24 protein-coding genes are annotated in these 22,435 nt (G+C 52.8%); 18 read left to right on the top strand and 6 right to left on the bottom strand.

The genetic code is table 11. The features are described from left to right. The first annotated feature begins 30 nt into the window (after positions 1-30). From H924_RS13665 to H924_RS07170, 12 genes are all read left to right on the top strand, one after another. Entirely contained in the window at positions 31-4,626 is a 4,596-nt protein-coding gene (locus H924_RS13665) for a tape measure protein (RefSeq protein WP_015651304.1), read from the top strand. Between the two features lie 21 nt (positions 4,627-4,647). Then, complete coding sequence (locus tag H924_RS07220) at positions 4,648-5,493, top strand: phage tail protein (RefSeq protein ID WP_245533853.1); 846 nt, start codon at positions 4,648-4,650, stop codon at positions 5,491-5,493. Next, positions 5,490-7,139, top strand: a complete 1,650-nt coding sequence (locus H924_RS07215; protein WP_015651302.1) for a Gp37-like protein — start codon at positions 5,490-5,492, stop codon at positions 7,137-7,139. Before H924_RS07220 ends, H924_RS07215 begins: the two co-directional genes overlap by 4 nt. Continuing rightward, positions 7,136-7,555, top strand: a complete 420-nt coding sequence (locus H924_RS07210) for a phage gene 29 protein family protein (RefSeq protein ID WP_015651301.1) — start codon at positions 7,136-7,138, stop codon at positions 7,553-7,555. Before H924_RS07215 ends, H924_RS07210 begins: the two co-directional genes overlap by 4 nt. Beyond that, the gene (locus H924_RS07205; protein WP_015651300.1) at positions 7,545-8,387 is read left to right on the top strand and encodes a hypothetical protein; all 843 of its coding nucleotides are present in this window, start codon (positions 7,545-7,547) and stop codon (positions 8,385-8,387) included. Before H924_RS07210 ends, H924_RS07205 begins: the two co-directional genes overlap by 11 nt. 38 nt (positions 8,388-8,425) lie before the next feature. Next, positions 8,426-8,926, top strand: coding sequence for a hypothetical protein (locus tag H924_RS07200; RefSeq protein ID WP_015651299.1), 501 nt, complete (start codon positions 8,426-8,428; stop codon positions 8,924-8,926). 9 nt (positions 8,927-8,935) lie between these two features. Next, on the top strand, positions 8,936-9,358 hold the full coding sequence (locus tag H924_RS07195; RefSeq protein WP_015651298.1) for a hypothetical protein: 423 nt from the start codon (positions 8,936-8,938) through the stop codon (positions 9,356-9,358). A gap of 760 nt (positions 9,359-10,118) precedes the next feature. Beyond that, entirely contained in the window at positions 10,119-11,087 is a 969-nt protein-coding gene (locus tag H924_RS14145) for a hypothetical protein (RefSeq protein ID WP_155861937.1), read from the top strand. 303 nt (positions 11,088-11,390) lie between these two features. Then, positions 11,391-12,248: a peptidoglycan recognition protein family protein gene (locus H924_RS07185; RefSeq protein WP_015651296.1), complete on the top strand. Its 858-nt coding sequence runs from the start codon at positions 11,391-11,393 to the stop codon at positions 12,246-12,248. A 3-nt stretch (positions 12,249-12,251) separates the two neighbouring features. After that, positions 12,252-12,572, top strand: a complete 321-nt coding sequence (locus tag H924_RS07180; protein ID WP_015651295.1) for a hypothetical protein — start codon at positions 12,252-12,254, stop codon at positions 12,570-12,572. A gap of 44 nt (positions 12,573-12,616) precedes the next feature. Further along, positions 12,617-13,189 carry a hypothetical protein gene (locus H924_RS13660; RefSeq protein ID WP_015651294.1) on the top strand — a complete coding sequence of 191 codons (573 nt, stop codon included), beginning with the start codon at positions 12,617-12,619 and terminating at the stop codon, positions 13,187-13,189. Further along, complete coding sequence (locus tag H924_RS07170) at positions 13,182-13,703, top strand: hypothetical protein (protein ID WP_015651293.1); 522 nt, start codon at positions 13,182-13,184, stop codon at positions 13,701-13,703. The genes H924_RS13660 and H924_RS07170 overlap by 8 nt, the downstream gene beginning before the upstream one ends. 51 nt (positions 13,704-13,754) lie before the next feature. Here H924_RS07170 and H924_RS07165 read toward each other — a convergent pair whose 3' ends face one another. Then, complete coding sequence (locus H924_RS07165; RefSeq protein ID WP_015651292.1) at positions 13,755-14,270, bottom strand: excalibur calcium-binding domain-containing protein; 516 nt, start codon at positions 14,268-14,270, stop codon at positions 13,755-13,757. A gap of 304 nt (positions 14,271-14,574) precedes the next feature. Between H924_RS07165 and H924_RS07160 the strand changes: the two genes are divergently transcribed. The 3 genes from H924_RS07160 to H924_RS07150 all read left to right on the top strand — a co-directional run bounded on the left by H924_RS07160 (position 14,575) and on the right by H924_RS07150 (position 16,906). Further along, positions 14,575-15,387 (top strand): TIGR04255 family protein, encoded by an 813-nt coding sequence (locus H924_RS07160; protein ID WP_015651291.1) that lies wholly within the window; start codon positions 14,575-14,577, stop codon positions 15,385-15,387. A gap of 176 nt (positions 15,388-15,563) precedes the next feature. After that, entirely contained in the window at positions 15,564-15,956 is a 393-nt protein-coding gene (locus H924_RS07155; protein ID WP_015651290.1) for a helix-turn-helix domain-containing protein, read from the top strand. After that, positions 15,953-16,906: a hypothetical protein gene (locus H924_RS07150; RefSeq protein WP_015651289.1), complete on the top strand. Its 954-nt coding sequence runs from the start codon at positions 15,953-15,955 to the stop codon at positions 16,904-16,906. Before H924_RS07155 ends, H924_RS07150 begins: the two co-directional genes overlap by 4 nt. Before the next feature lie 127 nt (positions 16,907-17,033). Here H924_RS07150 and H924_RS14365 read toward each other — a convergent pair whose 3' ends face one another. Beyond that, the gene (locus H924_RS14365) at positions 17,034-17,207 is read right to left on the bottom strand and encodes a hypothetical protein (protein ID WP_015651288.1); all 174 of its coding nucleotides are present in this window, start codon (positions 17,205-17,207) and stop codon (positions 17,034-17,036) included. Positions 17,208-17,754: 547 nt separating this feature from the next. On the opposite strand from H924_RS14365, the gene H924_RS07145 reads away from it, so the two are divergent. After that, on the top strand, positions 17,755-18,297 hold the full coding sequence (locus tag H924_RS07145) for a DUF1990 family protein (protein WP_042392590.1): 543 nt from the start codon (positions 17,755-17,757) through the stop codon (positions 18,295-18,297). Here the strand turns inward: H924_RS07145 and H924_RS07140 are convergent. Both H924_RS07140 and H924_RS07135 read right to left on the bottom strand, forming a co-directional pair. Beyond that, positions 18,294-19,670: a PFL family protein gene (locus H924_RS07140; protein ID WP_035107831.1), complete on the bottom strand. Its 1,377-nt coding sequence runs from the start codon at positions 19,668-19,670 to the stop codon at positions 18,294-18,296. The genes H924_RS07145 and H924_RS07140 overlap by 4 nt on opposite strands. A gap of 27 nt (positions 19,671-19,697) precedes the next feature. Beyond that, positions 19,698-19,967, bottom strand: coding sequence for an ACT domain-containing protein (locus tag H924_RS07135; protein WP_015651284.1), 270 nt, complete (start codon positions 19,965-19,967; stop codon positions 19,698-19,700). A gap of 55 nt (positions 19,968-20,022) precedes the next feature. Between H924_RS07135 and H924_RS07130 the strand changes: the two genes are divergently transcribed. Both H924_RS07130 and H924_RS07125 read left to right on the top strand, forming a co-directional pair. Next, a complete protein-coding gene (locus H924_RS07130; protein ID WP_015651283.1) occupies positions 20,023-20,277 on the top strand; it encodes a PLDc N-terminal domain-containing protein in 255 nt (84 codons plus the stop codon). 21 nt (positions 20,278-20,298) lie between these two features. After that, on the top strand, positions 20,299-20,967 hold the full coding sequence (locus H924_RS07125; RefSeq protein WP_015651282.1) for an NAD(P)H-binding protein: 669 nt from the start codon (positions 20,299-20,301) through the stop codon (positions 20,965-20,967). A 3-nt stretch (positions 20,968-20,970) separates the two neighbouring features. Here H924_RS07125 and H924_RS07120 read toward each other — a convergent pair whose 3' ends face one another. Continuing rightward, a complete protein-coding gene (locus H924_RS07120) occupies positions 20,971-21,717 on the bottom strand; it encodes a glutamine amidotransferase (RefSeq protein ID WP_015651281.1) in 747 nt (248 codons plus the stop codon). Between the two features lie 49 nt (positions 21,718-21,766). After that, a complete protein-coding gene (locus tag H924_RS07115; RefSeq protein WP_015651280.1) occupies positions 21,767-22,333 on the bottom strand; it encodes a TetR/AcrR family transcriptional regulator in 567 nt (188 codons plus the stop codon). Between the last annotated feature and the right edge of the window lie 102 nt (positions 22,334-22,435).

The raw sequence follows: 22,435 nt of genomic DNA, 5'->3' as shown, positions 1-22,435 counted from the left end.
GCTTTTTGCTGTCTGAAAGGCGGTCACACAATGGCTTCAGAACTTGGCGTTGGGTACATTAGTATCCTCCCAGAGGTTTCTAAGATTTCTCCGACTGTTGCAGCTGCCCTGAATGGGTTGGATCCAGTCGCAGACAAATCTGGGCAGTCAATGGGAGGGAAGCTATCTGCTGCACTCGGCACCACGCTGAAGGCTTCTGTCGCTGGTGCTGGATTGGCTGCAGGTGGTGTGATCGCGACTGCTTTGTCTAAGGGCATGGGCAGGTTGACGGGCATTGAGAATGCTCAGGCTTCTTTGCGGGGCCTGGGGCATGATGCGGAGTCTGTGCAGTCGATCATGGATAATGCGTTGGCTGCAGTGTCTGGTACCGCGTTTGGGTTGGATGCTGCTGCTGGCGTTGCGGCTTCGACTGTTGCCGCTGGTATTAAGCCTGGTGAAGATCTTGAGCGCACTTTGAAGCTTGTGGGTGACGCTGCAACGATTGCGGGTGTTGACATGGCCGATATGGGCCGTATCGTCAACCAGGTTGCGACTTCTGACATGATGCAGATGGATGATGCGAACCAGCTCATGGATGCGGGTATTCCCATTTTGCAGATGGTTGGTGACGAGATGGGTGTCACCGCGGCAGAAGCGAGGAAGCTGGCATCTGATGGCAAGGTTAGCTTTGAGACTTTCCAAACAGCTCTGGAAAAGGGTGTTGGTGGTGCAGCTCTTGAGGCTGGTAACACGTTTGATGGTGCGCTGTCGAATATGGGCGCTGCACTGGGGCGTGTTGGTGCGACTGCTTTGGAACCGTTTTTTAATCTGTCGAAAGATGGGTTTGGCGCTGCAACGACTGCACTTGACGGCTTGAATGCGAAGCTAAAGCCTTTGGCTGCGTCGACGTCTGAATGGCTGCAGGATACTGCGGTGCCTGGGTTAGTGGCGTTTGGTGAGAATGCGCAGGAAGCGTGGGCGTCATTTAGTGGGTCGGAGCGGGTTCAGTCCTTGATGGCTCAGACTGGTGTGGTGGTTCGGGATCTAGTTGATACTGGTTCTGAACTTGCGCCTGTGATGATGCAGGCGGGGTCTGCGGTCTCCCAAGCTGCTGCAGCATTAGGCGTTGGGTCGTGGCAGTTAGCTTTGGTTGGGCTTGAGGGAATTGGTGCTGCAGCGCAGTTGGCGACACCTCCTCTGGAGATGCTTACCGGGTTGATGGAAGAACATCCGGGCATTGTGACCGCTGCGGTTGCGGCTTACGTGGGTTTTAAGACGATCCCTGAAGTTCTTGAGAAGATCTCTGCGGTGTCGCTGCCGATGAGCAAGACAGTGTCTGAGTGGGGTGCGACGGTAGGTGATCTGAAGGAGTATTACAAGTCTACTGGTCGTGAGATTTCGACATTTGAGGCTGTGATGCAGTCCGCTGGCATGTCGAGTAATGCGACGTTGGCGGAGATGGGCACGAAGCTAAATAATGCGTCGGTTGAAGGAGGTAAGCTCAACCGCGCTAATTCAGTGTTGTCTGCTGGGTTCACAGGGCTTAAGGGTGCTGCATCTGGGGCGATGGGGTTGCTTGGTGGCCCGTGGGGTGTGGCGTTGGCTGCAGCTGGCTTTGCTATTACTTCCGTGGTTCAGGCGAACCAAAAAGCTAAGGTTGCGCAGGAGGAGATGGCAGCAGCTGCGCGTGATTCAGCGGGTGCCCAGGGCGAACTGCGTGTCGCAGTTGCTGGTACGACTGGCATGTTGAATGAGCAGGCTATTGCTACCGCTGCTGAGGTTGCAGGGAATGCTTTGGCGGATTTTGTCAGTCAGGGTGAAGCGGTCTCCGGCATGATCTACAAAGTTCAGACTGATGCTTCAGCGCTTGAGCGCATGTTTGATAGTGAGAATTATCGAGAAGACGTTGAGGCGACTCGTGCGCTGCGTGAGTCTTACAAGACTCTCGGTGATGCGATGAAAGATCTCGGCTTGCCGATGTCTGACTTGAATCGGATTGTTGCCGAGGGTGGGCCGGAGTACCAATCTTTGATCAGTTCACTGCGTGGCATGGGTGATTCTGGTGCTGTAGCTGCCGGTGAGTTGGAGGGTGCGCGCTCCAAGATTGAGCAGATTGTTGAGGATGCGCGCAGGCTTGATCCTGCAGTTGCTGAGACCGCTGCTGCGATTGATATTTTGGCTGATTCTGCGTCTGGTGCTGATGACAAGCTTGGGGCGTTGCAGTCTGCATTGCAGGCTATGGGGTTGGCTCCGAAAGATGCTGATCTTGCGATGCGTGATGCTGCGGAAGCTGTCGATGAGATTGTGCAGTCGGCAACTGAGGCTGAGGTTCCCCTGGAGAATATGGGGGCTGGGTTGATGGCTGCTGCTGAGGCAGGTGATTGGTCTCATCAGGGGTGGCGTGATCTTTCTGAGACGCTGCAGGGCATGGCTGGAGATCTGCAAAATGTTGCCGTTAATGGCGGTGATGTGCAGGGCACTGTGGAGCAGCAGTCTGTAGCGCTTGATGCGTTGGCGGCACAATATGGGTTGACTCGTGGTGAGGTTGACCAGTTGGCGCAGTCGATGGGATATGTGCCGTCTGAGATTAATACGTTGTTGGCGTTGGAGGGCGCTACCGAAGCTGAGCAGCAGCTAGGTGATGTGTGGGCTGCGTTGCAGGCTATTCCTCCGGGGCAAGCTGTTGAGATGACGGCAATGACAGAGGAAGCGGTTGCAAAGCTTGAGGCTTATGGCTTCAAGATTGATGACATTCCTGATTCTGACAACGTGTTAGTCAGTGCTACGACTGAAGCCGCAATGACCGATTTGCAGAACGTGATCAACCAGATTGCCAATGTGAAAGATAAGACGGTCACCATTCGGACGAATCGTGTGGAGTATTTCCAGTCGATTAATCCGAACCTGTCGGCATCTCAAGCTGCGCAGATTCAAGGGCCGTATGTTGGTGGTGCCACGGGTGGGCGGTTTAATCCGAAGGATGGTTTTGCGTATCTCCCGGGGCATGCTGACGGTGCTCGTCACGGGGGGTATCAGCTTCCTGCTACGGGGCCTGGGACTGACCGGACTGATGGTTTCCTTGCCGTGGATTCTCAGGGTATGCCGATTGCTCGCCTGGACACGGACGAATGGGTAATTAACGGGAAGAGTTCGGAAAAGTACAACCGTGCGTTGTCATTGATCAACCGTGATGATCCTTCTGTTCGCCACTTGGCGGCGTTTGCTGACGGTGGCAGGGTAGGTGGTGAGTCTGACGAACTATTGGGAGGGCGTTCTGCTGAAGACATTTTGGCGTTTGCTCGTGGCGAAAACGTCGACGGGTGGGTAGCGTCCCGCTCACTTGAAGGCGCAGACTACGTGTGGGGTGGCATTAACTGGGGAGACTGCTCAGGAGCCATCGCTGCTTTAGCGCGGTTCGCAGTGGGCCTTGCCCCATTCGCGGCGCGTTTCGCCACCATGAATCAAAAAGAATCTCTCGCTTCTCTCGGGTTCTCGCCAGGCTTGGGCGGCCCTGATGATTTCAACATCGGTTGGTTTAACGGCGGTGCATGGGGCGGACACACCTCAGGCACCATCGGCGGGGTAAATGTTGAGATGGGTGGATCTCGTGGCAACGGGCAAATCGGGGGAGGAGCGGCACCTGCTTCACACTCGCAATACACTAACCACGCACACCTACCATTAGGTTCTTCCTTGGGTGACGTATGGAATGCTGATGATCCGGGTGAGAGTTGGGAAGCCAGCTACAATACACCAGGAAGCAATATTTACTCCTCTTCTGGAAAGTCCAGCAGCTCGTCCAAAACCCCAACCTCGTGGTCTGAGCTTGCAGGAAACGCAGCGCAAACTATGGTGGCAGGCCAAGTCAGTAATGCCCTTGGTGTGTTCGGAATTTCTGACTCACCAGGTTTCCTCGATGCCTATGGCCAGTGGGTCGATGCAACCACAGTCGAGGCTAAAAACCGGATCAATAAAGTCGACGAGGAAAAACTAGCCGACCTTGAGAAAAACCTGCAGGATGCGCAAGATGATCTTCGAATCAAGCACTTGAAAGTTGGTGAGTTGAGCCCCGACGCTTCTGAGTCGTCTCGTGAATCTGCGAATCTCGCAGTATCGAAAGCGGAGCGGAAGATTGACGAGTTAAATGCCGAGATTGAGGAAACCCGCAAGGGCAAACTTTACGAAATAAACCAAGATGGCACCCTGGGTGCCGAGGTTAAAGAGACCATTGTCGGTCCTGACAACACACAAAAGTATGACCCTAATCTGCAGGGGTTGGGCAATGCGATTAATGATGCTGTTCTTGCTGTGGTGGGGGACAGGCCAGCGCCTTCGGCGTTACCTCCTGCGGTGGCTGACATGCTCGCGATGATTCCTGCTTTCCGTAATGGTGGGTGGGTGAGCGCACCAGGAGGGCCACAGGATGATTTAGGTCTTGCTCGTCTGAGTGATTCCGAGTTTGTGGTCAATGCTGACGCAGCGTCCCGAAATCGAAGTCTGCTTGAGCATATTAACGCAGGTGGGGGTTTGTCCGGTGCTGTTGCAGGTGGGGACACCTTCAATATTTCAGGCGCTGACCCAGGTGAGGTGATTCGTCGAATGAAGGTTGAAATGATGACGAAAACTATGCAAATGATGGGAGGGTAATTCTCGATGATGGATTTGCAGTTGCACTCTTCTCGTGGCCGAGTGTGGCACATTCATGGCTTTCAGGCCGGTGCTGAGGGTGTCGCTTTATTGACTGGTGCTGATGGTTTTTGGGAGGCGCCGATAAAGAGCGTGTGGCTCCAGGGTGCTTTTCAGGAGGGAGCGACGTACCTGGGGTTCAAGACTGAGCCACTGGACGTGATTTTGCCTATTGGTATCAAGGGCGATTCGTATTTGGCGTGGTCGAGGAATGACTCGATGTTTCGTCAGGATTTGGGTGATCCAGACACGGGGTTCACGCTTGTTGCGGTTAGTGAGTCGGGGCGTCGTGAGCTTGAGTTGAAGATTACGGATACGCCGGTGAATGTTCGTGAGACGGATTCTTCGGTGGATCATTACACGCGGTTGATTGTGCAGGCTCGTGGTGGGTGGCCTCGGTGGGTTGGCGCGCCGGGGGAGTCGGTGTTTACGGCTGCTGGGCCTAACGATCAGGGTTTTGTCACAGTGTCGAATCCGACTGATACTTGGCTGTACCCTCAATGGGTGGTGGAAGCGCCCGGTAAATGGACATTGCCCGATTTTTCTTGGAGAGATGATGCCCAACATGACCGAGTGATCTCCACACCTACCCTTGGCAGTGGGCAGACTTTGACGATTGATACGTACCCTGCGAATGAACCTTATGTCGCAGCAGATGGAAGCAATATCGCTGGACGGTTTGGCGGCGTGATGTTCGTCAATCCGATCCCTCCTCATACCCCACCGACTCAAATCCCAGTCAAAGTGGAGGGCGGAACTATTGGTGCGTCGTGCATGCTGCGAATGCCGAGGAATTGGCGCCGGCCTCGTGGCGGTGATGTCACATGAGCAACTCGGTGCTAGAAAGACTAAATGCTTCCTGGGATGACGCGCAGGAAAAGCGTGATGCTCGACGAAGTGCCCGTCGCACCCCACCTTTGGTGAGGATTTGGGACGGTGATTGGAATTTCATCGGCGTTGTCCATGGTGAAATCTCAGGAACCTTCTCTTGGAAAATGAACGACACTGGGACTGGTGAGCTCGTCCTGCCTTTGGATCATTACATTTCCAAGTGGGTCGTAGCGTATAAAGACCGGAAGAAGAACGTGCATGTCACCGTCGATAAAGACGGTGCTAGGTGGGGTGGGCGCATGCGCCGATTTCGCCTTGTCAAAGACAAGGATGGGAAACGTACTGTAGTTATGCCGTTCTTGCATGACTATGAAGAAGTGAAACGCATTTATATGTGGTCGAATGCGTTCTTGCCCGCTGTCGTGCAGTTCCCCAGAGTGTCTATCTTGGCGGGCCCATCTAGGTGGGTGCTGAAAACAATGCTGCTGATGAACCTTTGGCGCACCGAAGGGTCACTGTGGGCACTGCCGGATGATCCTCTTGACCTTGGTTCATGGACTGATACGTGGGATATGAATTCTTGGTCGAAGGTCATCAAGCCTAGCTCGCTCCTGGGGGATGGCACACCATGGACGATTGCGTCATCGCGCTTTAAGACGTGGCATGAAATGGCAGAGGACACTCTTGGAGATGCGGAGCTGATGGTGGAGTGCCGCAGATGGCTCACCGGGGATCCTCCTCCGTGGCCTGGAGCGGATCTCCGCAATGGGTGCTTGGTCATTGACATTGTGGATAAGTCCGGCAGGTGGTCTCCTGATGGGCATGGTGCTGGCGGAAATATATTGACTGGCATTTGGAACACTGTCACGTCGATTGCTGAGAATGGTGTCGACAATGAGGAGTCCATGGTCAGTGTGCCTGACACGATCCCGGAGTACGGAGTTGCGGGGTGGTTGGGTACTGTCCCTCAGCGTCCGTATGTGACTTATCGTGATGGGGCAGTGACTGGTGTTGAAGCAGCTGAGTTCGTGTGGGAGCCATCGCAAGCTGTGCAAGTTACAGGTGGTGGGCATTCGGCGCCTGGCGTGAATGAGACGATCAGTGCGGGTATTCAAGCTATTGGCAATATTTTGGGTACCGCAATTTTCGTGCCAACAGCTGGCACCATCGCAGATACGTTTTTGAAGCCGATTTATGAGGACACGATAGCTGCATTTATGGCAGTGAAATCCCCAATTAGGTCGATGGAATCTGGCTGGTCACACTACGAAGAGTTCTTTGCTCGTGGATCTGACCAGGCGTACACCTTGGCGGGGATCATTGCGATGCGCGCTGGTTTCTGGGAGACCCGAGAAAAAGTTTCCCACCAACTATCGGTTCAGGATGGTGCGCCGTGGTTCATCGGTGAGAACGGTCAGGGGCATTTCTTTCTGGGTGATCGTATTGCGTCGACTGTGATTGGTTTGCCGGAGGGGGAGATGATCGTGGAGCAGGTACACGGTCTGACATATGCGTGGGATCGAGATTCTATGGGGTGGGACATTGATCTTGGTGATCCACGTAGTGGAGAGTCGGGGTTGGACAGAGTTGTGAGAGAGGTCAGCAAGATGACGTCAGCGATTCAGCAATTGGGTGTGCGATGAGTGGGATTCCTTTGCAGCAGGACTGTAATTTGTCGGATCCGGAGGAGATGTTCCTGTGGATGTTTACTGCGTTGCCGGGGATGGAGGAGCAGGCTCCGATGTTAGTGCCGCCTGCGTGGGCGCGGAAGTGGTCGAAAAGGATGTTCGACGCAGGGGCAAGGTTCCACCCAGAAGAACAAACCATTAAATATATTCCACCTGCGCAGGGGTCGAGCATTTTGTATGCAGGCAGTGGTAGGTGGGTGGCTTTGGGTGAGCCATTGTCTGAGCTGGAGGCAACTCCAGCGATTGACCATCTGACGCGGTTTGAGAAGCAAGCGTTGGTAAAGAAGCTGCAGGCTGAGGGTTTTATTCCTGATGGTGCTGTGGTGGATTCTGCTGAGGATAGTGCGGAGGTGGGTAGTCATGGCGATTGATCCGGGGCGGAATACTCCGAGTGATGTTGCGTCGGTATCGACGCTGCAGTCTATGACTGAGGAGTCTGCGAAGCAGGCGATGCGTGCGCCTATTGATGACGCGTTTGGTGGGGCGTGGGATCAGCTGATGAATGGGTTGTTGAAAAGCATCGGCAAGATCATTGGGGGCGCGGTTGAGCTGGGTATTGGGGCTTTAGCGTGGGTTGCTGATGGTGTCACGTCTTTGCTGAGTGGCGTCGCTGACGCGATTCGGGGCGTGTTTACCACCGAGGCATTCGCCCCGATCACTGAGGCGATCACTGATAGCCAGAACACCCTGATTGATCGCCTTGATCTCATCCCGCCGTACTGTTCGGCGGTCATGAGCTATAACGTCCAAATGAGATGGACAGGCGCGACGATCACTATGCCGTTCCGTACCCAGAACGGACCCGCAAAAGGTGCCTATGTGGATGTTGCGAAGGACGGCATTGTATTCGAGGAACCCGGCACGTGGACTGTCCACGGGCTGCTCAATGGCAACGGTTCGGATGGTGCGGGATCGGACGAACTGCAAATGTTCATGCGCCTATTCAACGCTGACGGTGCGCTGCAGTCTGAGAAGATCATAAGATCCTCACCGGGCGCCAAGGAACAGGGCTTGTCCCTGAGCCAGCCGTTTGTGGTCCCGGAGGCTGGCTGGTACGTCACCCTTGCCGGTAAATCCGGTCGCCCCCGATGGTGGCCAGGCGGTGCCCGATGGTCGGGGTTAACCGTCATTAAATCATCAGATGATGCCACCGGCGCTGCCCCTGATGAAGTTACCGGAAACATGGACATCGACCAGCCTTAACCCCACACTGTGTGGGGTTTTTCTTTTGAGAGGACGCTATGACCACAATCAATATTGACATTACGAATATTGCTAGCTCTACGGGGCCGGATGACCGACTCATTTTCTATGCGCCACATTTTCGCGAGTCCACCACAGGCACTGTGATTTCCACATCGCCTGAGCCAGTGCAGCTCGTCAATGGTATCGCCACGGTCGAGCTTGAGCCGGGGCCGGTGATGGTGCGTTTTGAGTGTCAGGGCATTGCTGACACGGGTGAAAAGCAGGGTGCGGTGCCAGATACGGAGACGGCTACCCTCATCGATGTGCTGGGAAGCGCTTTCATTTACACACCCCCGGTGGTAAATCGTGCCCTAGAAGATATCGAAGATGCGCGTGCAGATGCTGTGGCTGACGTGGAGGGCGAATTTGATGCCCAAATGCACGCCTGGTTCCCTGTGGAAACCGCCCGGGAGGGCATGGGGCTGCTCTGGGATGGCGACGGATTCCGCTGGTCATGGCTCGACCAATTCAAAGACACTTTTGTAGACGATCACTAGGAGATCAGTATGGACGAAATTAATAATCTTCCCACCAATGTCAGTGATGGTCAGACCGGGCATCTAGATTCTCACCAGGTAATTCATGCAGCACTAAAGGATCATGAGGCGCGGGTGGGGGGTGCTGAGTCAGGCTTGCAGGCGACGGAAACCACCGCGGCACAGGCGTTATCAATAGCTAATTCTGCACGCTCCGAGTCTACGCGGGCTGAAACGAAAGCTACGACCGCATTGTCAACGGCTGGGAATGTTGATGATCGCGTAGCTGCGCTAGAAGAGCGTGAGGGATTGTCTCCTGAGTCCCCGGTGGATGGGCAGACTGCTAATCTGATCGCCCAGCCATCTACGCTCACCCGTGCTGCTGTCAATCAACTTTTTCAGGAGGACCCTCCTGGATCGGGGCTTTTCCGCACCCCATTTTCAGGGGTATGACTGTGGTCTTCCACGTGGCCTAAATTCCCTTACCTGATTGGAGCCTAAAACAATGGCAAAGAAACTTATCTCATACGACGACACAAAGCCCGGCACCGGCCTGCCCGATGCGGTGGAGGAGCGGCTCGGAGAGGTCTACGCAACGACTACAGCGCCGCCACCGGGCACTATCCTCGGGCAAAATCTTGCTACTGCTACCGGATGGACACTTCCTGCGAGCTGGTCTGGCACGTACGATACCGGATTTAGTTACAGTGGACCGCTATCCGGGGAATCACTCACCTGGGCAATACCTGCCCTGACCACCGGCGAGACATACGTACTAGAGTTTACGCTCTCCCCCTATCGTGTAAATAACACATTCCCGGGGGAAATTTCCGTGTCGATTGCTGGCGTTAGCCTCGATCCTATCTATAAATCGCTCCGCCTGGACACGCAGACCTACCAGATTGGCTTCACTCCGAAAACATCAGACCCGCTCAAGATCACCCCTCTGACCTCAAATCAGACGCAGGTCACCGGGGTGAAACTGTATCAGGTGGTCGGGGCATTACCCCCCACCATGGCACTCAAAGATGCGCAGGGCGAGACCGACACTCATGTGCGTACAGCCGGGTCGTCCCTTTTCGTCGGCAGACGGGCAGGTGAGGAGCATTCCGGCTCCGATTCAATCGGTATCGGTCGGGCCGTCATGATGCGTGACGTAAGCGGATTTTTCAATGTCGCCATAGGTACAGAGGCTCTGCGGGACTCTAGGCGGGTGTCCAGAAATGTGGCCATCGGCCACCAGGCTCTCATGCGCAACCGGGGAGGGGACCGGAATGTTGCCGTCGGCCCATTCGCAGGGCACAACATTATCTCGGGCCGTGAGAACGTGATCATGGGCGTGGACTGCCTGTGGCAGGGCGAGGGGTCGAGAAATATTGCCATTGGCATGTACGCCATGGACAAGGCGGACGGCGCTAATGACACGATTGCTATTGGTCGCCGCGCTGCCTCTTTCGCCACCTCCGGCGCGTGGAATATCGCGATCGGTGACGACACTATGCAGGCCACCAATCCAGGTAGCGGTAATGTCGCTGTCGGGCGGGGGACGCTGAGCAAAAACGCTGGTTACGACCACAACGTGGCTGTGGGAAATTACGCTGCGCGGGAAAACTCGGGTATCTACAACGTCGCCGTCGGCGCGGAGGCGCTGCATGGTGCAGTAGGGGCAAATGCCACGGAGACCATCGCTATTGGCTACCGTGCCGGATACTCAATCACCACCGCACGCAGGAATACTCTCGTCGGACACCAGGCAGGCAGAGAGATTACCACGGGTAGCACCAATATCGTGATGGGTAATCTAGCAGCACCTACCCTCGCCAGCGGTGCCAACAATGTCCTCATCGGGTATGACGTCGCACGCGGTAAGGTTTCTGGAGATAACTGCATCATCGTCGGCGGTGTACCGTACTCCGAGAATCCAGATGTGACGGGGTGGCTGAATATCGCAAATACCATTTACGGCAGACGCTCGGAGAAGAATGTGGGCATTGGTGTGGAATACCCTGCCGCGCACCTGCACATCATGGCCTCTAGCGGTGCGCCGGGAAGCGCACCGCTGCGGTTCTCGCCCGGCCCGCTCATGGATACGGCTTTATCCGGAAATATGGAATATGACGGGACTGACCTGTATTTCACCATCGGCAACGTCCGTAAAAAGATTGCTTTCCAGACCACTTAGGAGAAACACATGCACGAATTGGAATCCCTCGCCCTACTTATCGCTGATCTGAACAGTCAGGTGAGGGCTTTGCAGGCGGAAAACGCTGAGCTGAAAGAGCAGCTAAGCGAGTAGCCCCGCCCTAACCGCACACACAGGTAGGGCACCATACACACAGTAAACAGGGGCGCCCAGACTCTCGGTGTGACGTTAAAACTTCGCTCATAGGTTCGAAGTGTTCCCGGCGCGACTATATTGAAAGCATTTTTTACTAAAACCCCAGTCATTATGGCTGGGGTTTTCCTATTGAAAGGAGGTGCCATTATGGCTTTTACTAAAAGTCCGGGACGTAGGGGAGACCCCACCTGGCTACCGGACGTGCTGCGCGCATTCGGTGTGACCGTCATTGAGGATGAAGGCTGGACCGAGTGGGGCATGGGCGACTTTGACACCATCTGGGGTGTCATCGCCCACCATACCGGTGCAAATAACACGAGCACAAACACTATCCGCTGGAATCCCAACCTCGAATATGCGCTCTCAAGTCAGATTCATCTTTCCCGAAAAGGTGTCGTCACCCTCGTAGGTGCCGGTATCGCATGGCACGCAGGAAAAGGCTCATACCCAGGCCTACCAACCAATAACGCCAACTTCTTCACCATTGGTATTGAGGCACAGGGCGATGGTCAGACCTGGCCACCAGAGGAAATGGAAGCTTATTACCGCACAGTCGCTGCAATCCTCTGGTATTTAGGTTTGCCAGCGTCACGCTGCATCAGCCACTGGGAGTACTCCATGGCTGCTCAGGGGAAATGGGACCCGGGATTAAACGGCAAACCAATGCCGATGGGGCCATTCCGCACAGAAGTGCAAGCACGAATCGACAAATTCAACCAATACGGCACCCTCGATGTGGTGCCTCAAAAAGAGGAGGGGCTTTTCATGGCTCTATCACCAGAACGCCAAGAGGAACTAGCGGCAAAGATTGACGCTATCCATCACGAGCTGACTCATGAATTCCAATCACTAGTCACTGATGAAAACGGCAAGCAGTCCACATGGCGCGGCACTTTGGTGGGCATGATGCTGCAGGTCGATAAAAAGGTGGAGGCTATGCACGCGCACATGCTGCCTGGTGTCATCACTAAAATTCAGGAACTTTTCAAGAAAGAGAGTGTGTAAATCATGGCTAGTCTTTTTCAATCCACGGTAGCTCAAGCTATTGCTGATCAGCCGTGGTATATGCGCCGTAAAGATTCCATCACAGCCGTAGCTGGTACTGTCCTGCAGCTTGCAAACGTGCTTGTGGCGTCCTCCTCCGACTTGCCTGAGTGGGCAAATATTCTGGTCGCTGTGGTTATCGGCGCTGCGCAGATTGCTATCCATGCTGGCACTAAGGGGGCTATCACCCCATCTATGGCGCAGCGTTTGGAGCAGGCCGGGAGCGACGCGCACCTGGAGCGGGCGAGCGTATCGGGTGTGACCGTCAACCCTGAGCAGGGATAATGCCAGGCAGGTGGCAGCCAGGAGGATTCCCACCTGAAATAACCATGGCTGTCAAAATCACAATCCTTGGCGCGGGTGCGATCCGTGGCATTGATTACCTGGTGGGAGATAGCCCCGAAACCTCATGGAGACTATCGACTGTGGAAGCAGCAGCACCCCTGTGGCTATGGGGCGCAGTACTACTCAGCGGAAGCCTCCTAGGCCTAATCTCCATTGTGACTAGATTCGGCAGGGGAGTGCTCGCAGCTCACCTCATTGATGCTGTGATCTACGCCAGCCTAGGCGTAGGGGTGGCCACCGATGTCATTGTTCGCACGGGGGTAGGGCTGGAAATCATCTACATTCCAGCGGCATTAATCGCCCTCGCAATATTGGCGAGCTGTGCAGCGCGCAAGATCAGCGACTGGGAATACATGGGCGGAGCAGTCTTAGGTGCGGGCATCGTCTTGGCAATCATCATTGCCAGCCTAGAATTAGACGGCATCCGCAGCGCCATTGCTCTGGTCACCTCATGCGTGATCCACACCCTCCTGGGAATCGGCACAGCTAGTCGCCTACGTCAGGAAAAAATCATGGCTACCGGGTGTGATCCAATCCGAGGTGATCCTATTGATTGACCCTAATTTGCCACCGGGGACACCGATCTGGCTTACCACGGTGGCCACCATAGTCCTGATATTCCTCACATTTTCCGAGAAAGCCGCCAAGCTTGGTGGCGTGTGGGGTGCACCCGCCAGGTTCTGGAATAATCGCCAAATCAACGCGGTAAAGCGCCGTAAAAGCTTGGATACGCAGATCGAGGAAGCCGTCAAGCAGCGCACCTCCATTGTGTGGGAGGAATTCCATGCCGATATGGAGAGACTGAAAGAGCGGGTGGAGGAGCTGCGTATTGATCTTGACCGGGAGCGTGAAGCCCGCCGAGTGGAGCGTGAAGAGCTTTTGGCTCAGCATCGTGCGGAGGTGGATGCGTTGCGCCGTAGTGAGCAGCAAAAACACCAGTACATTGTGGAGGTCACTAGCACTCTGCGGAAGATTGAGATTTGGGCTGCTGACCTCGGACTGTCACTCCCACCCCCACCATTTTTGAGCTACACAGAGTGGTTGGAAAACCGCATCCGAGACCCTACCTAAACCTTAGCCCCACCCTCCTTAATTGGCGGGTGGGGCGATTTTTATGTTTTGCTATTTATCACAAGCGATGCCATCGCCATCACGATCAAGGCCGCTCCGGTAGCCAGGTGACCCTGCATAAATTGGAGCTACTCCAGCCGCACGTGCCTCGGCACAGCTTGCATAATTGGCGGATTGAGGAACAGTTGCTGGTTCTGGATCCGGTATCGTAGCGAACCTCTGGGGTGCACTATTACTGGTAGACAGGTAAGAGTCATCTTCTTGGACAACAGGTTCAGCGATTTCTGACGAAGTTTCCACTGAAGAAGCTATCTCAGCTGCGGTTATTGTTGAGGTTTGGGTGACTGTTTTAGCTTGGGGAGTAGAAGTGATTGTTTGAGTCACTGTCTGAGTAATGGTCGTAACTGGGGCTTCCGCCTCTTCAGAGTTTGATCCACAGGATGGAACGACAATCATTAGTGCGATGAAACCAGCGCCAAGAATAGCGCCCCATTTAACGCATCCTGATTTGCGCTCTCCTGATTGTCCACTGGTAGGGGAAATGGGGTCTTCAAATGGGGTTGTCATGGCGCCTCGATAAGTAGAAGTGAGTCTAATTACTCGTAAGCTAACACTTGTGCGGCGTCGATGAAGGCGTTTTCGAAAGTGCTACCCCTAAAAATGCCCCTCTAAGAAGAAATATTAAATTCGATCACCCTACTCTGCAGGATCCTCATTTTTTATGACGGTAAGCCATAGAGACCAGGAAACGTTAACGACCCTGAGAAAAATAGACTTGAGGCTTTCCCTGCAGGATGCGTTAAAGATTTGTGACTAGAAAAGGGGGTGACTTGTTGTGTGGTGAGCCAAACTGTGAAGTACAGTGTGAAGCATGAGCGAAAGAGAAAGACTGCGTCCCTTCACCGGTGATGGTAAAAACCGGGTAAAGCTAGCTAACCCGCCACTTCGTCTTGTTTTGTGTCAATTGGGCTGGCCAGAGCTGGTTCAGCTTCAGGGCAACATTGATGAAATAGCCAGACAATTTGGTTTAGCAATAGCTGATTATCCAATTTTTTCAGAATATACCCAGGCTAACGTCGTGATATCACCAGAGGGTGCGTCCCAGGGGCCATCGGAAAAGGTTTACCAATGGCGGTCTATCGATGACAATTGGCACGTCATCCTAGGTCACCGTTTTCTATCTTTCTATTGCACTACATACTCCACCTTTAAAGATTTCTGCCTCCCACTCGAAAAAATCTTAAAAGAGTTGGCGGCTGTTGTAAAAGTTCCCCTAGTCGAAAGAGTCGGTGTCCGGTATGTGAATCAGGTAATAGAATCCAATCTGATCGAAAATCTATCTGAATACATCCACCCGCAGGTGTTAGGTTTTGCTGGAATCGATTTTGCTACGGGTCAAGCGCAATTGGAGGAGAATCAGAACCAAGTCGTGATTCGAGTGGAAGATGCTGTAATGCAAGTTCGCTCTGGTCTTCTACCTCCCGGGAAAACAGTTGATCCAGCGATTCCGCCTCATTCGGGACAGTCTTGGGTCCTCGATCTTGATGCGACAATCCATCAGCAGACATCATTTGATGTGAATAATGTGTTAGCTTCCGCCGGAAAGCTTGCAGATATCAATTATGATTTCTTTAAATACGTTACCAGTGAGGGTTTTTTGAAAGAATTTGGGAGTGAACAATAATGGTCACCACCTCAGGTGCAGTTCTTGAGCGTCGCCACGGCTCGGCGAGCGCTTCAGGCATGCTCCTTGCGGGCGCGTTAATGCTAACAACTACAACATCCGGTGTGCCGTTGTTAACGCATACAGCGACAACTACAGCTGGTCCCAGTCGTACATTCAATCAGGGGCACGGGGGGATGTCCGTGGAAAAATTCTCCTCAACTGGTGCCCAAGCCACTTATAAGTCCACCGCAAATGCCGGTGTTTTGACCTCAGCTTCTCAGATATCAGAACTTCGTGAGCGTTCAGGTTTGACCATTGATCAGCTTGGACGACTTTTCGGGGTTTCGAGAAGGTCAGTTCATAACTGGATTAACGGCAAAAGCATGGCTCCACAACATGAAGAACGTGCATCACTGGTTTTGGGCATTATAAATACTTTGCCTGGCACTACTCCCCAGGAGAGGCGGGCTCACCTCTTAGCTTCACGTGAAGGGAAGAGCATCTTTCATGCACTACTCGCGCAATTACATGAAAATGCCACTCTGCAGGTGAGCGCGCTTAGTCCGAGAGAGTTAATCCAGCTGTGAAGCAATCCGCTGGTTTAAAAGTGACACAGGGGTGCGCTAACTTACGTCAGGGCGATATTATTCTTCTTCCCGAGCTCTTAATACCTGCTGAAGAAATCGGGAGAAGTGAAAAATTAGAAACCCCCGAGGGCGTTGCTATAATAAGTCAAACCTGCGATGTCGTGCAATCGTCGAAATCTTATTGTCTAGTAGCCCCGGTTTTAATAGATCTTTCCGACAGAGCCAAGAAAGATGCAGACAAAGGACGTAAGCCACTTCATCTATATCTAAAAAATAGCGACGGTATAGAACAGGTGGTGAATCTTGAGAAAGCGATTTCTATACCCAAGGTCCAGCTTGAAGGTCAACCTGTTACTTCTCGAATAGATGGTGGAGCGAGCGGTAAGGCCGCTAGGCAGCTTTCGTGGAGAATTACTCGCGCTTTCGGGCGGTTTCCATTTCCAGATGAAGTTTATCCAGCCTTCAGAAAGCTTAGAGAAAAAGTCCAGTCCTCGTCAGGTAAAAATGGAAATTTCTCCAGAGTGCTTGATTTAGTTCAAGACATTCGCGTCTCCGCCGATCAGTGGGAGAGACCAGGAAGAAACTTGACACTATATGTAATTGTTTCGGAAGAGCTACTCAGTCCGATTGAAGATCTGGACGACGAGTGGGAATGGAATGCTGAAGCTATAAAGGGGGCTCAAGTTAATGATGAGACCAATAAGCTTACGCTCGACCGGATCTGTGAGTTAATTCTTAACAATTTGGATTCTGATCCGAACGCTTTAACCAAGCTATGGAACCGGTTTGAGGACGTGCTCCAGTCGACTTTGCTCATCATGGATGAAGGTAGGGAAGTGAACTCATTTCAAGCTGTTGTCCTGGCTGATACGGAAATGAATCTTCGAATGTACAAACAGACTGAAAGCCTCGATTTAGAGGTGTTATCACATTCCCAGATAAATAGTTAATATTTTTCAATAAATGAAACTCCTTTGAAGTATATGGCCCCTCACTTCGAAAGTGAGGGGTTTCATTTCTTGTTCTTAATTTTGTTCTAAATAAGAAGAGAGCGGGCCTAATTAGTTTGGGGATATTTCATCCCTCGACCCACATCACGTCCTCATCTTCACATCCGAGGCATGCTACGGCTAGCCGGAGAAGGTGATCGTCATCGTCGGAGTCGATGCGCTCCAGGAGGACGTTGTCAAGCTCTCGGCGGTCGCGGGCGAGGATCCAGTGTTTGTCATCTGCGTCGAGGAAAATAGTCATAACTGGTTAGACTGCAATCCCACCCAAATGGTTCCTTGGATTCCGAAACTACTTTTAGGAACTTTGTTCTAACCAACCTTGTCCGGATTTGCGGCCATATAGAAACAGCAGATTTCGTGCAGTGAGTTCGAGGGTATAAGGCCTGGTTGTCCAGTGTGGATGGTGTGGACTCAAGCCCGAAAGTCTGGGCACCAAATCCACAAAAATCTTTTCCCAGGTCTCAAACTCAAACAATAGGGCAAACAAAGCGAACATCATGAACGGTCTTGACCTGGTGTTTTACGTTTCCCCAGGTGGCCAAACCGCCTGACCTCGTTCATGGAAATCGTGGAATTGGCCTAACACGACCTGCGGAAATGTGTCAAAAACGGCCATTTTTGACCGTTCTATCCCGCAAATATCCCGCATAGTTTTCCGGATCCCCCCACGGAAAACAGTTTTAGGTTTGAAGTCGCGTCTCTTTTCTCAATCGAAAAGGGGCGCGGTTTTGCTTTTACTGCTCGAGCAATAAAGCTCCAATACTTTTACCGTGATATACCCTTAACTCATGCACCCCCTGCAGTTGTCTTATCCGCATAATTTACGTCGCCTAACTCTGCGCCTTTTGGACGGAGAAACCCCTGAAGAGCTGGGACTAAAAGGTTGGCAGATGGTCGACCGTTCCATCAATATCGGCCAGGGTGATGAGTGTTATGCCGAAGCAGCGAGGCGGCTGCACAGTGGGGAAGTCCACGCCAATGCGAAGATGCAGCTTTTAGGGAAAATCGAAAAGGGTGAGATCGTTACTCTGAAATTTGCCGGCACCACGTCAAAGTGCGTGATCCTCGAATTCATCCACCATCCAACAAAAACAGTGTTGGTTTATGGCACCTTGGCGGGGCATGTAGAAAAGGGCGAAGAAGCCTTTGAAATCACCCTTAATGATGATGACACGGTAGAAGGGCGAATCGTAGCCTTTTCTAAACCTGCACGGTGGTGGGCTTGGCTGGGAAATGGGGTAGTCCGGCCAATACAGCTATGGATCACCCAGCGTTACCTGGAGGGCATGATCCCGCCAGGTAACCCAGGTAACACGGATCAGAAAAACTAGTTTCTAAAACCATGAACCGGTGCCGGAATAAAGCCACCACGGTTAATAAAGTCTCGGTTGGAAACAGTATTAACTGGAATTACTGGGGCGTAGCCCAAGAGTCCACCGAAGTCGACCTCATCGCCAGGGACGGTGCCCGGAACTGGGATGACTCGTACTGCAGTGGTCTTATGGTTCATCACGCCGATGGCTGCTTCATCTGCAATCATGCCGGAGATGATTTCCGCTGGGGTGTCACCGGGGATAGCGATCATATCGAGGCCCACGGAGCAGATTGCAGTCATGGCCTCAAGTTTGTCAATGGAAATTGTGCCGGCACGAACTGCGTCGATCATGCCCTTATCTTCAGAGACGGGAATAAATGATCCGGAAAGGCCACCGACGCGGGAACATGCCATCATTCCGCCCTTCTTCACGGCGTCGTTAAGCAAAGCCAGGGCGGCAGTGGTGCCGTGCGTGCCTACTTGGTCGAGGCCCATGATCTCTAGAATATTGGCCACTGAATCGCCGACCTCGGCGGTGGGGGCCAGTGAGAGGTCAACGATGCCGAAGGGGACGCCGAGGCGCTCAGAGGCCATTGCGCCGACGAGCTGGCCGGTGCGGGTGATCTTGAAGGCAGCCTTTTTAATCTCCTCGGCAACTTGGTCAAGGCTTGCGCCTTCCAGGTTGCCCAGTGCGCGACTGACGACGCCCGGTCCAGAAACGCCGACGCTGACCACGCAGTCTGGTTCCTCAATGCCGTGGAAAGCACCTGCCATAAATGGGTTATCTCCCACGGAATTGGCAAAAACCACCAGCTTGGCGCAGGCAATGGCAGAAGAATCAGCGGTCAAGGCAGCAGCTTCCTTAACAACCTTGCCCATTTCCTTAACGGCATTCATATTGATACCAGCGCGGGAGGAAGCCACGTTGACCGAACCGCAGACCACATCGGTCTGACTCAGTGCCTCAGGAATGGAGCGGATGAGGCGAATATCAGAGGTGGTGCCACCCTTTTCTACCAGTGCAGAATAACCTCCGATAAAGTTCACGCCAACTTCTTTTGCTGCTTTATCAAGCGCATGGGCAACATCAGCAGGATTGCCCTTACAACCTGCGGTAACCAAAGAAATTGGAGTAACGGAGATGCGCTTATTGACAATCGGAATGCCCAGCTCACGCTCAATGCCTTCGCAGACTTCAACCAAGCGAGCAGCTTGGGTGGTTACACGATCATAAACAGCCTGGCAGGTTTCTTCCATGGTGTTGCGCGCGCATTCCAGCAGGCTAATACCCATGGTCACGGTGCGAATATCAAGACGATATTTCTCAATCATCTCAATGGTGTCCAAAATGCCCTTGGTGGAGCGATCATTAAAATTTGAGGAAGTCATAAAATTTGCCATGTAGATCGGTGTTTCCTAAATCTCGTTGACCGCGGAGAACAAAGCCTCAGACTGGATTCGAATAATCAAGCCCTGGGCTGCCTCAACAGGCTTCATTTTTTCCTGCAAGGTGGCAATATCAACCTGATTTTCATCAAATGCGATATGCAAAATCATGGTGAACCATTGGTCCATAATGGTCTGAGAAACGTTGTGAATATTAACCTCAAGCTCAGCCAGAGCAGTGGAAACGGCAGCGATAATTCCGGTGTGATCCTGTCCCGTGACAGTCATGATTGCGAACATAAGTTCATGCTACATCCTGAGGCGGACACGAAACTTTGGGCGTATCATCAACCCCATGAGCAAAAAGTTTGATAGCTTGCCTGGCACCATTCGATCACTGCGCGCTGATTGGCTAGATCTTAGTACTGAGCAGCGCTTTCCTATTATTGGCGCGGTTGTTGCGGAACTCAGCGGAAAAATCGCCACCTGGATTTCCCTCTACCGTCGCCCCGCCGAAAAGATCCGTGGACCTAAATGGATGTGGTTCCTTTTGACGTTTGTCAACGGCATCGGACCCACCTTGTACTGGAGTTTCGGCAGAAAGAAATAGTCGGCGCTACGGTGGGGAGTTATGACTAAATCTTCCAAAATCCTTATCATTGGCGGCCACGGCAGGGTTGCGTTGTTGGCAACCCCTTTGCTTGTCGACGCGGCCCAGCAAGTCACCTCCCTCTACCGCAACCCGGAGCACCGCTCCGAGATTGAGGCGCTCGGGGCTACGCCCCTAGAGCGCGATGTCACTGCACTATCTGTAAACGACTGGGCGGAACTGCTCAAAGACTTCGATGTAGTGGTGTGGAGTGCCGGTAATGGTGGCAAGGGTGGTGCAGATGCTACCTATGCCATTGATCGTGATGCAGCGATTGCCTCCATTGACGGAGCAGCAAGCCTGGGTGAGCAAGCCCCTCGTTATATGATGGTCAGCTACGTTGGAGCCACAAAGCATACTATTGCCCCTGAGAACTCTTTCTATGCCTATGCAGAAGCGAAGAAGGCAGCAGATGAGCACTTAGCTGCATCTGGCCTTGATTACCTAATTCTTGGTCCTAGTGCGTTGACCATGGATGAAGTCACAGGCGTAGAAGTTGTTGCCGATACCCAAGAAGCTGCTGCTGGACGTAGCACTTCAAGAATCTTGGTGGCTCAAGTTCTTGCAGAACTTGCCGCTCGTGACAGCTTCCCACAGGCGCGGGTATTGCCATTTGTCGATGGCGTGGAAGATGTAAAAAGCATCCAGTAATTTCTAATCCTGGTGTTCTGCGCCATCAGCAGGACGGGTGCCAGCGCAAACTTCGACAAAATTGCGCAGTACTCGGTTTGCATAAATTGAATCTACACTGGGCAAACTTGCAATGATATCGTCATAATCCGCAGGGGAGAAGTAGCCGTAATTGGCATAGAAGTCCATTCGGTTTTTCATTCCCACTGCGTCCATATCAGCGTGAAATTGCACTGACCAGGTGGATTTATTGGCGCGAATCATCTGAATCGGACAGGTTGGTCCAGTAGCTAGTACGCGGTGCCCAGGAGCTGCTTTTATGGCGTTTTCTGTGTGTCCCGTAAAAGAGGTAAAGCTATCTGGGAGATCTCGGGTGAGCACATCTTTTTTGCCGGCTTCGCTAAGAAATACCGTGGTCGGGCCGGATGGCTCGGGATGGGTTCGACCAATTTCTCCACCTTCAACATAGGTGAGAAAGGTATTGCCATAACAGATAAAGAAGGTGGGCAGAGGTTGATCGATTAAGGAACTAAGTTCCTTATGGACATGGCGCTGCCAGGGGCTGTATTCAAAGTTGGTGGCGTTTAGTGGACTACCGCCCACGATCACGCCATCAAAGCCTGCAAGGCTTCCAATAACAGTGTCCGTGCTATCAAGCATTCGGGAGGTTAGTTCTGTGGGCTTAAGTCCAGTTGCCTGGAGAAAGTCTCTACGTTCAGCAGCCGCAACTGCTTCACCTTGACGGGGTTGGACTAATAGAACTGAAACCATACCGCTTAGTCTAGTTCCTATATACCAAATTGCCGAACTGGGGCTATTCTTAATCAGTGCGTCGAACTGAATTTTCTACCAAATCGAGGACTTCAGAAAGCCCATCGGTGGGAGCACCGGTGGCTAGACGAGAAATAAAACCGTCCATTACAGTCTCCAAATAGGTATGAAGTACTTCAATGGGGACGTCGGTACGCATTTGTCCCTTGTCTGCATTGCGGGCCAGGCGCACCCTTACGGCCTCATCAAGCACACTTTGGTGATCCACCCACTTCGCACGGAATACCGGGTCAGTGCGCAATTGTTTCGAAATCTCCAAACGCACAGACATCCAGTCATAACGTTGGGGATCCTCGAGCATGCCACGCATTACTTCAACGAGACCATTTTCCGATACCACCTCAGCCATTCGAGCTGCGTCTTCACGAGCTAAGGCCAAAAAGAGCTTTTCTTTATCTCCAAAGTGATGGAAGATTGCGCCGCGGGATTTACCCGTTGCTTCTTCCAATCGTCGAACGGTTGCGCCTTCATAGCCGTGTTCTGCAAAGCACCGACGGGCGCCTTCGAGAATTTCTTGTCGACTATTAGTGGGCTTATCACCGCTTGCAACGGTCACGATTGACTCCTTGGGACGGGGGATTGGGTGAAAATGGGCAGCGAAAATGGGCGTAGCACTAAGGACCCCACCACTTGAGATCATGACCACTTAGCAATCATG

Origin of the sequence: Corynebacterium callunae DSM 20147 (genome assembly GCF_000344785.1) — a bacterium.
Taxonomy (GTDB): domain Bacteria; phylum Actinomycetota; class Actinomycetes; order Mycobacteriales; family Mycobacteriaceae; genus Corynebacterium; species Corynebacterium callunae.
The sequence above is the reverse complement of the archived record's forward strand: the minus strand, read 5'-3'. Positions and strand labels throughout refer to the sequence as shown.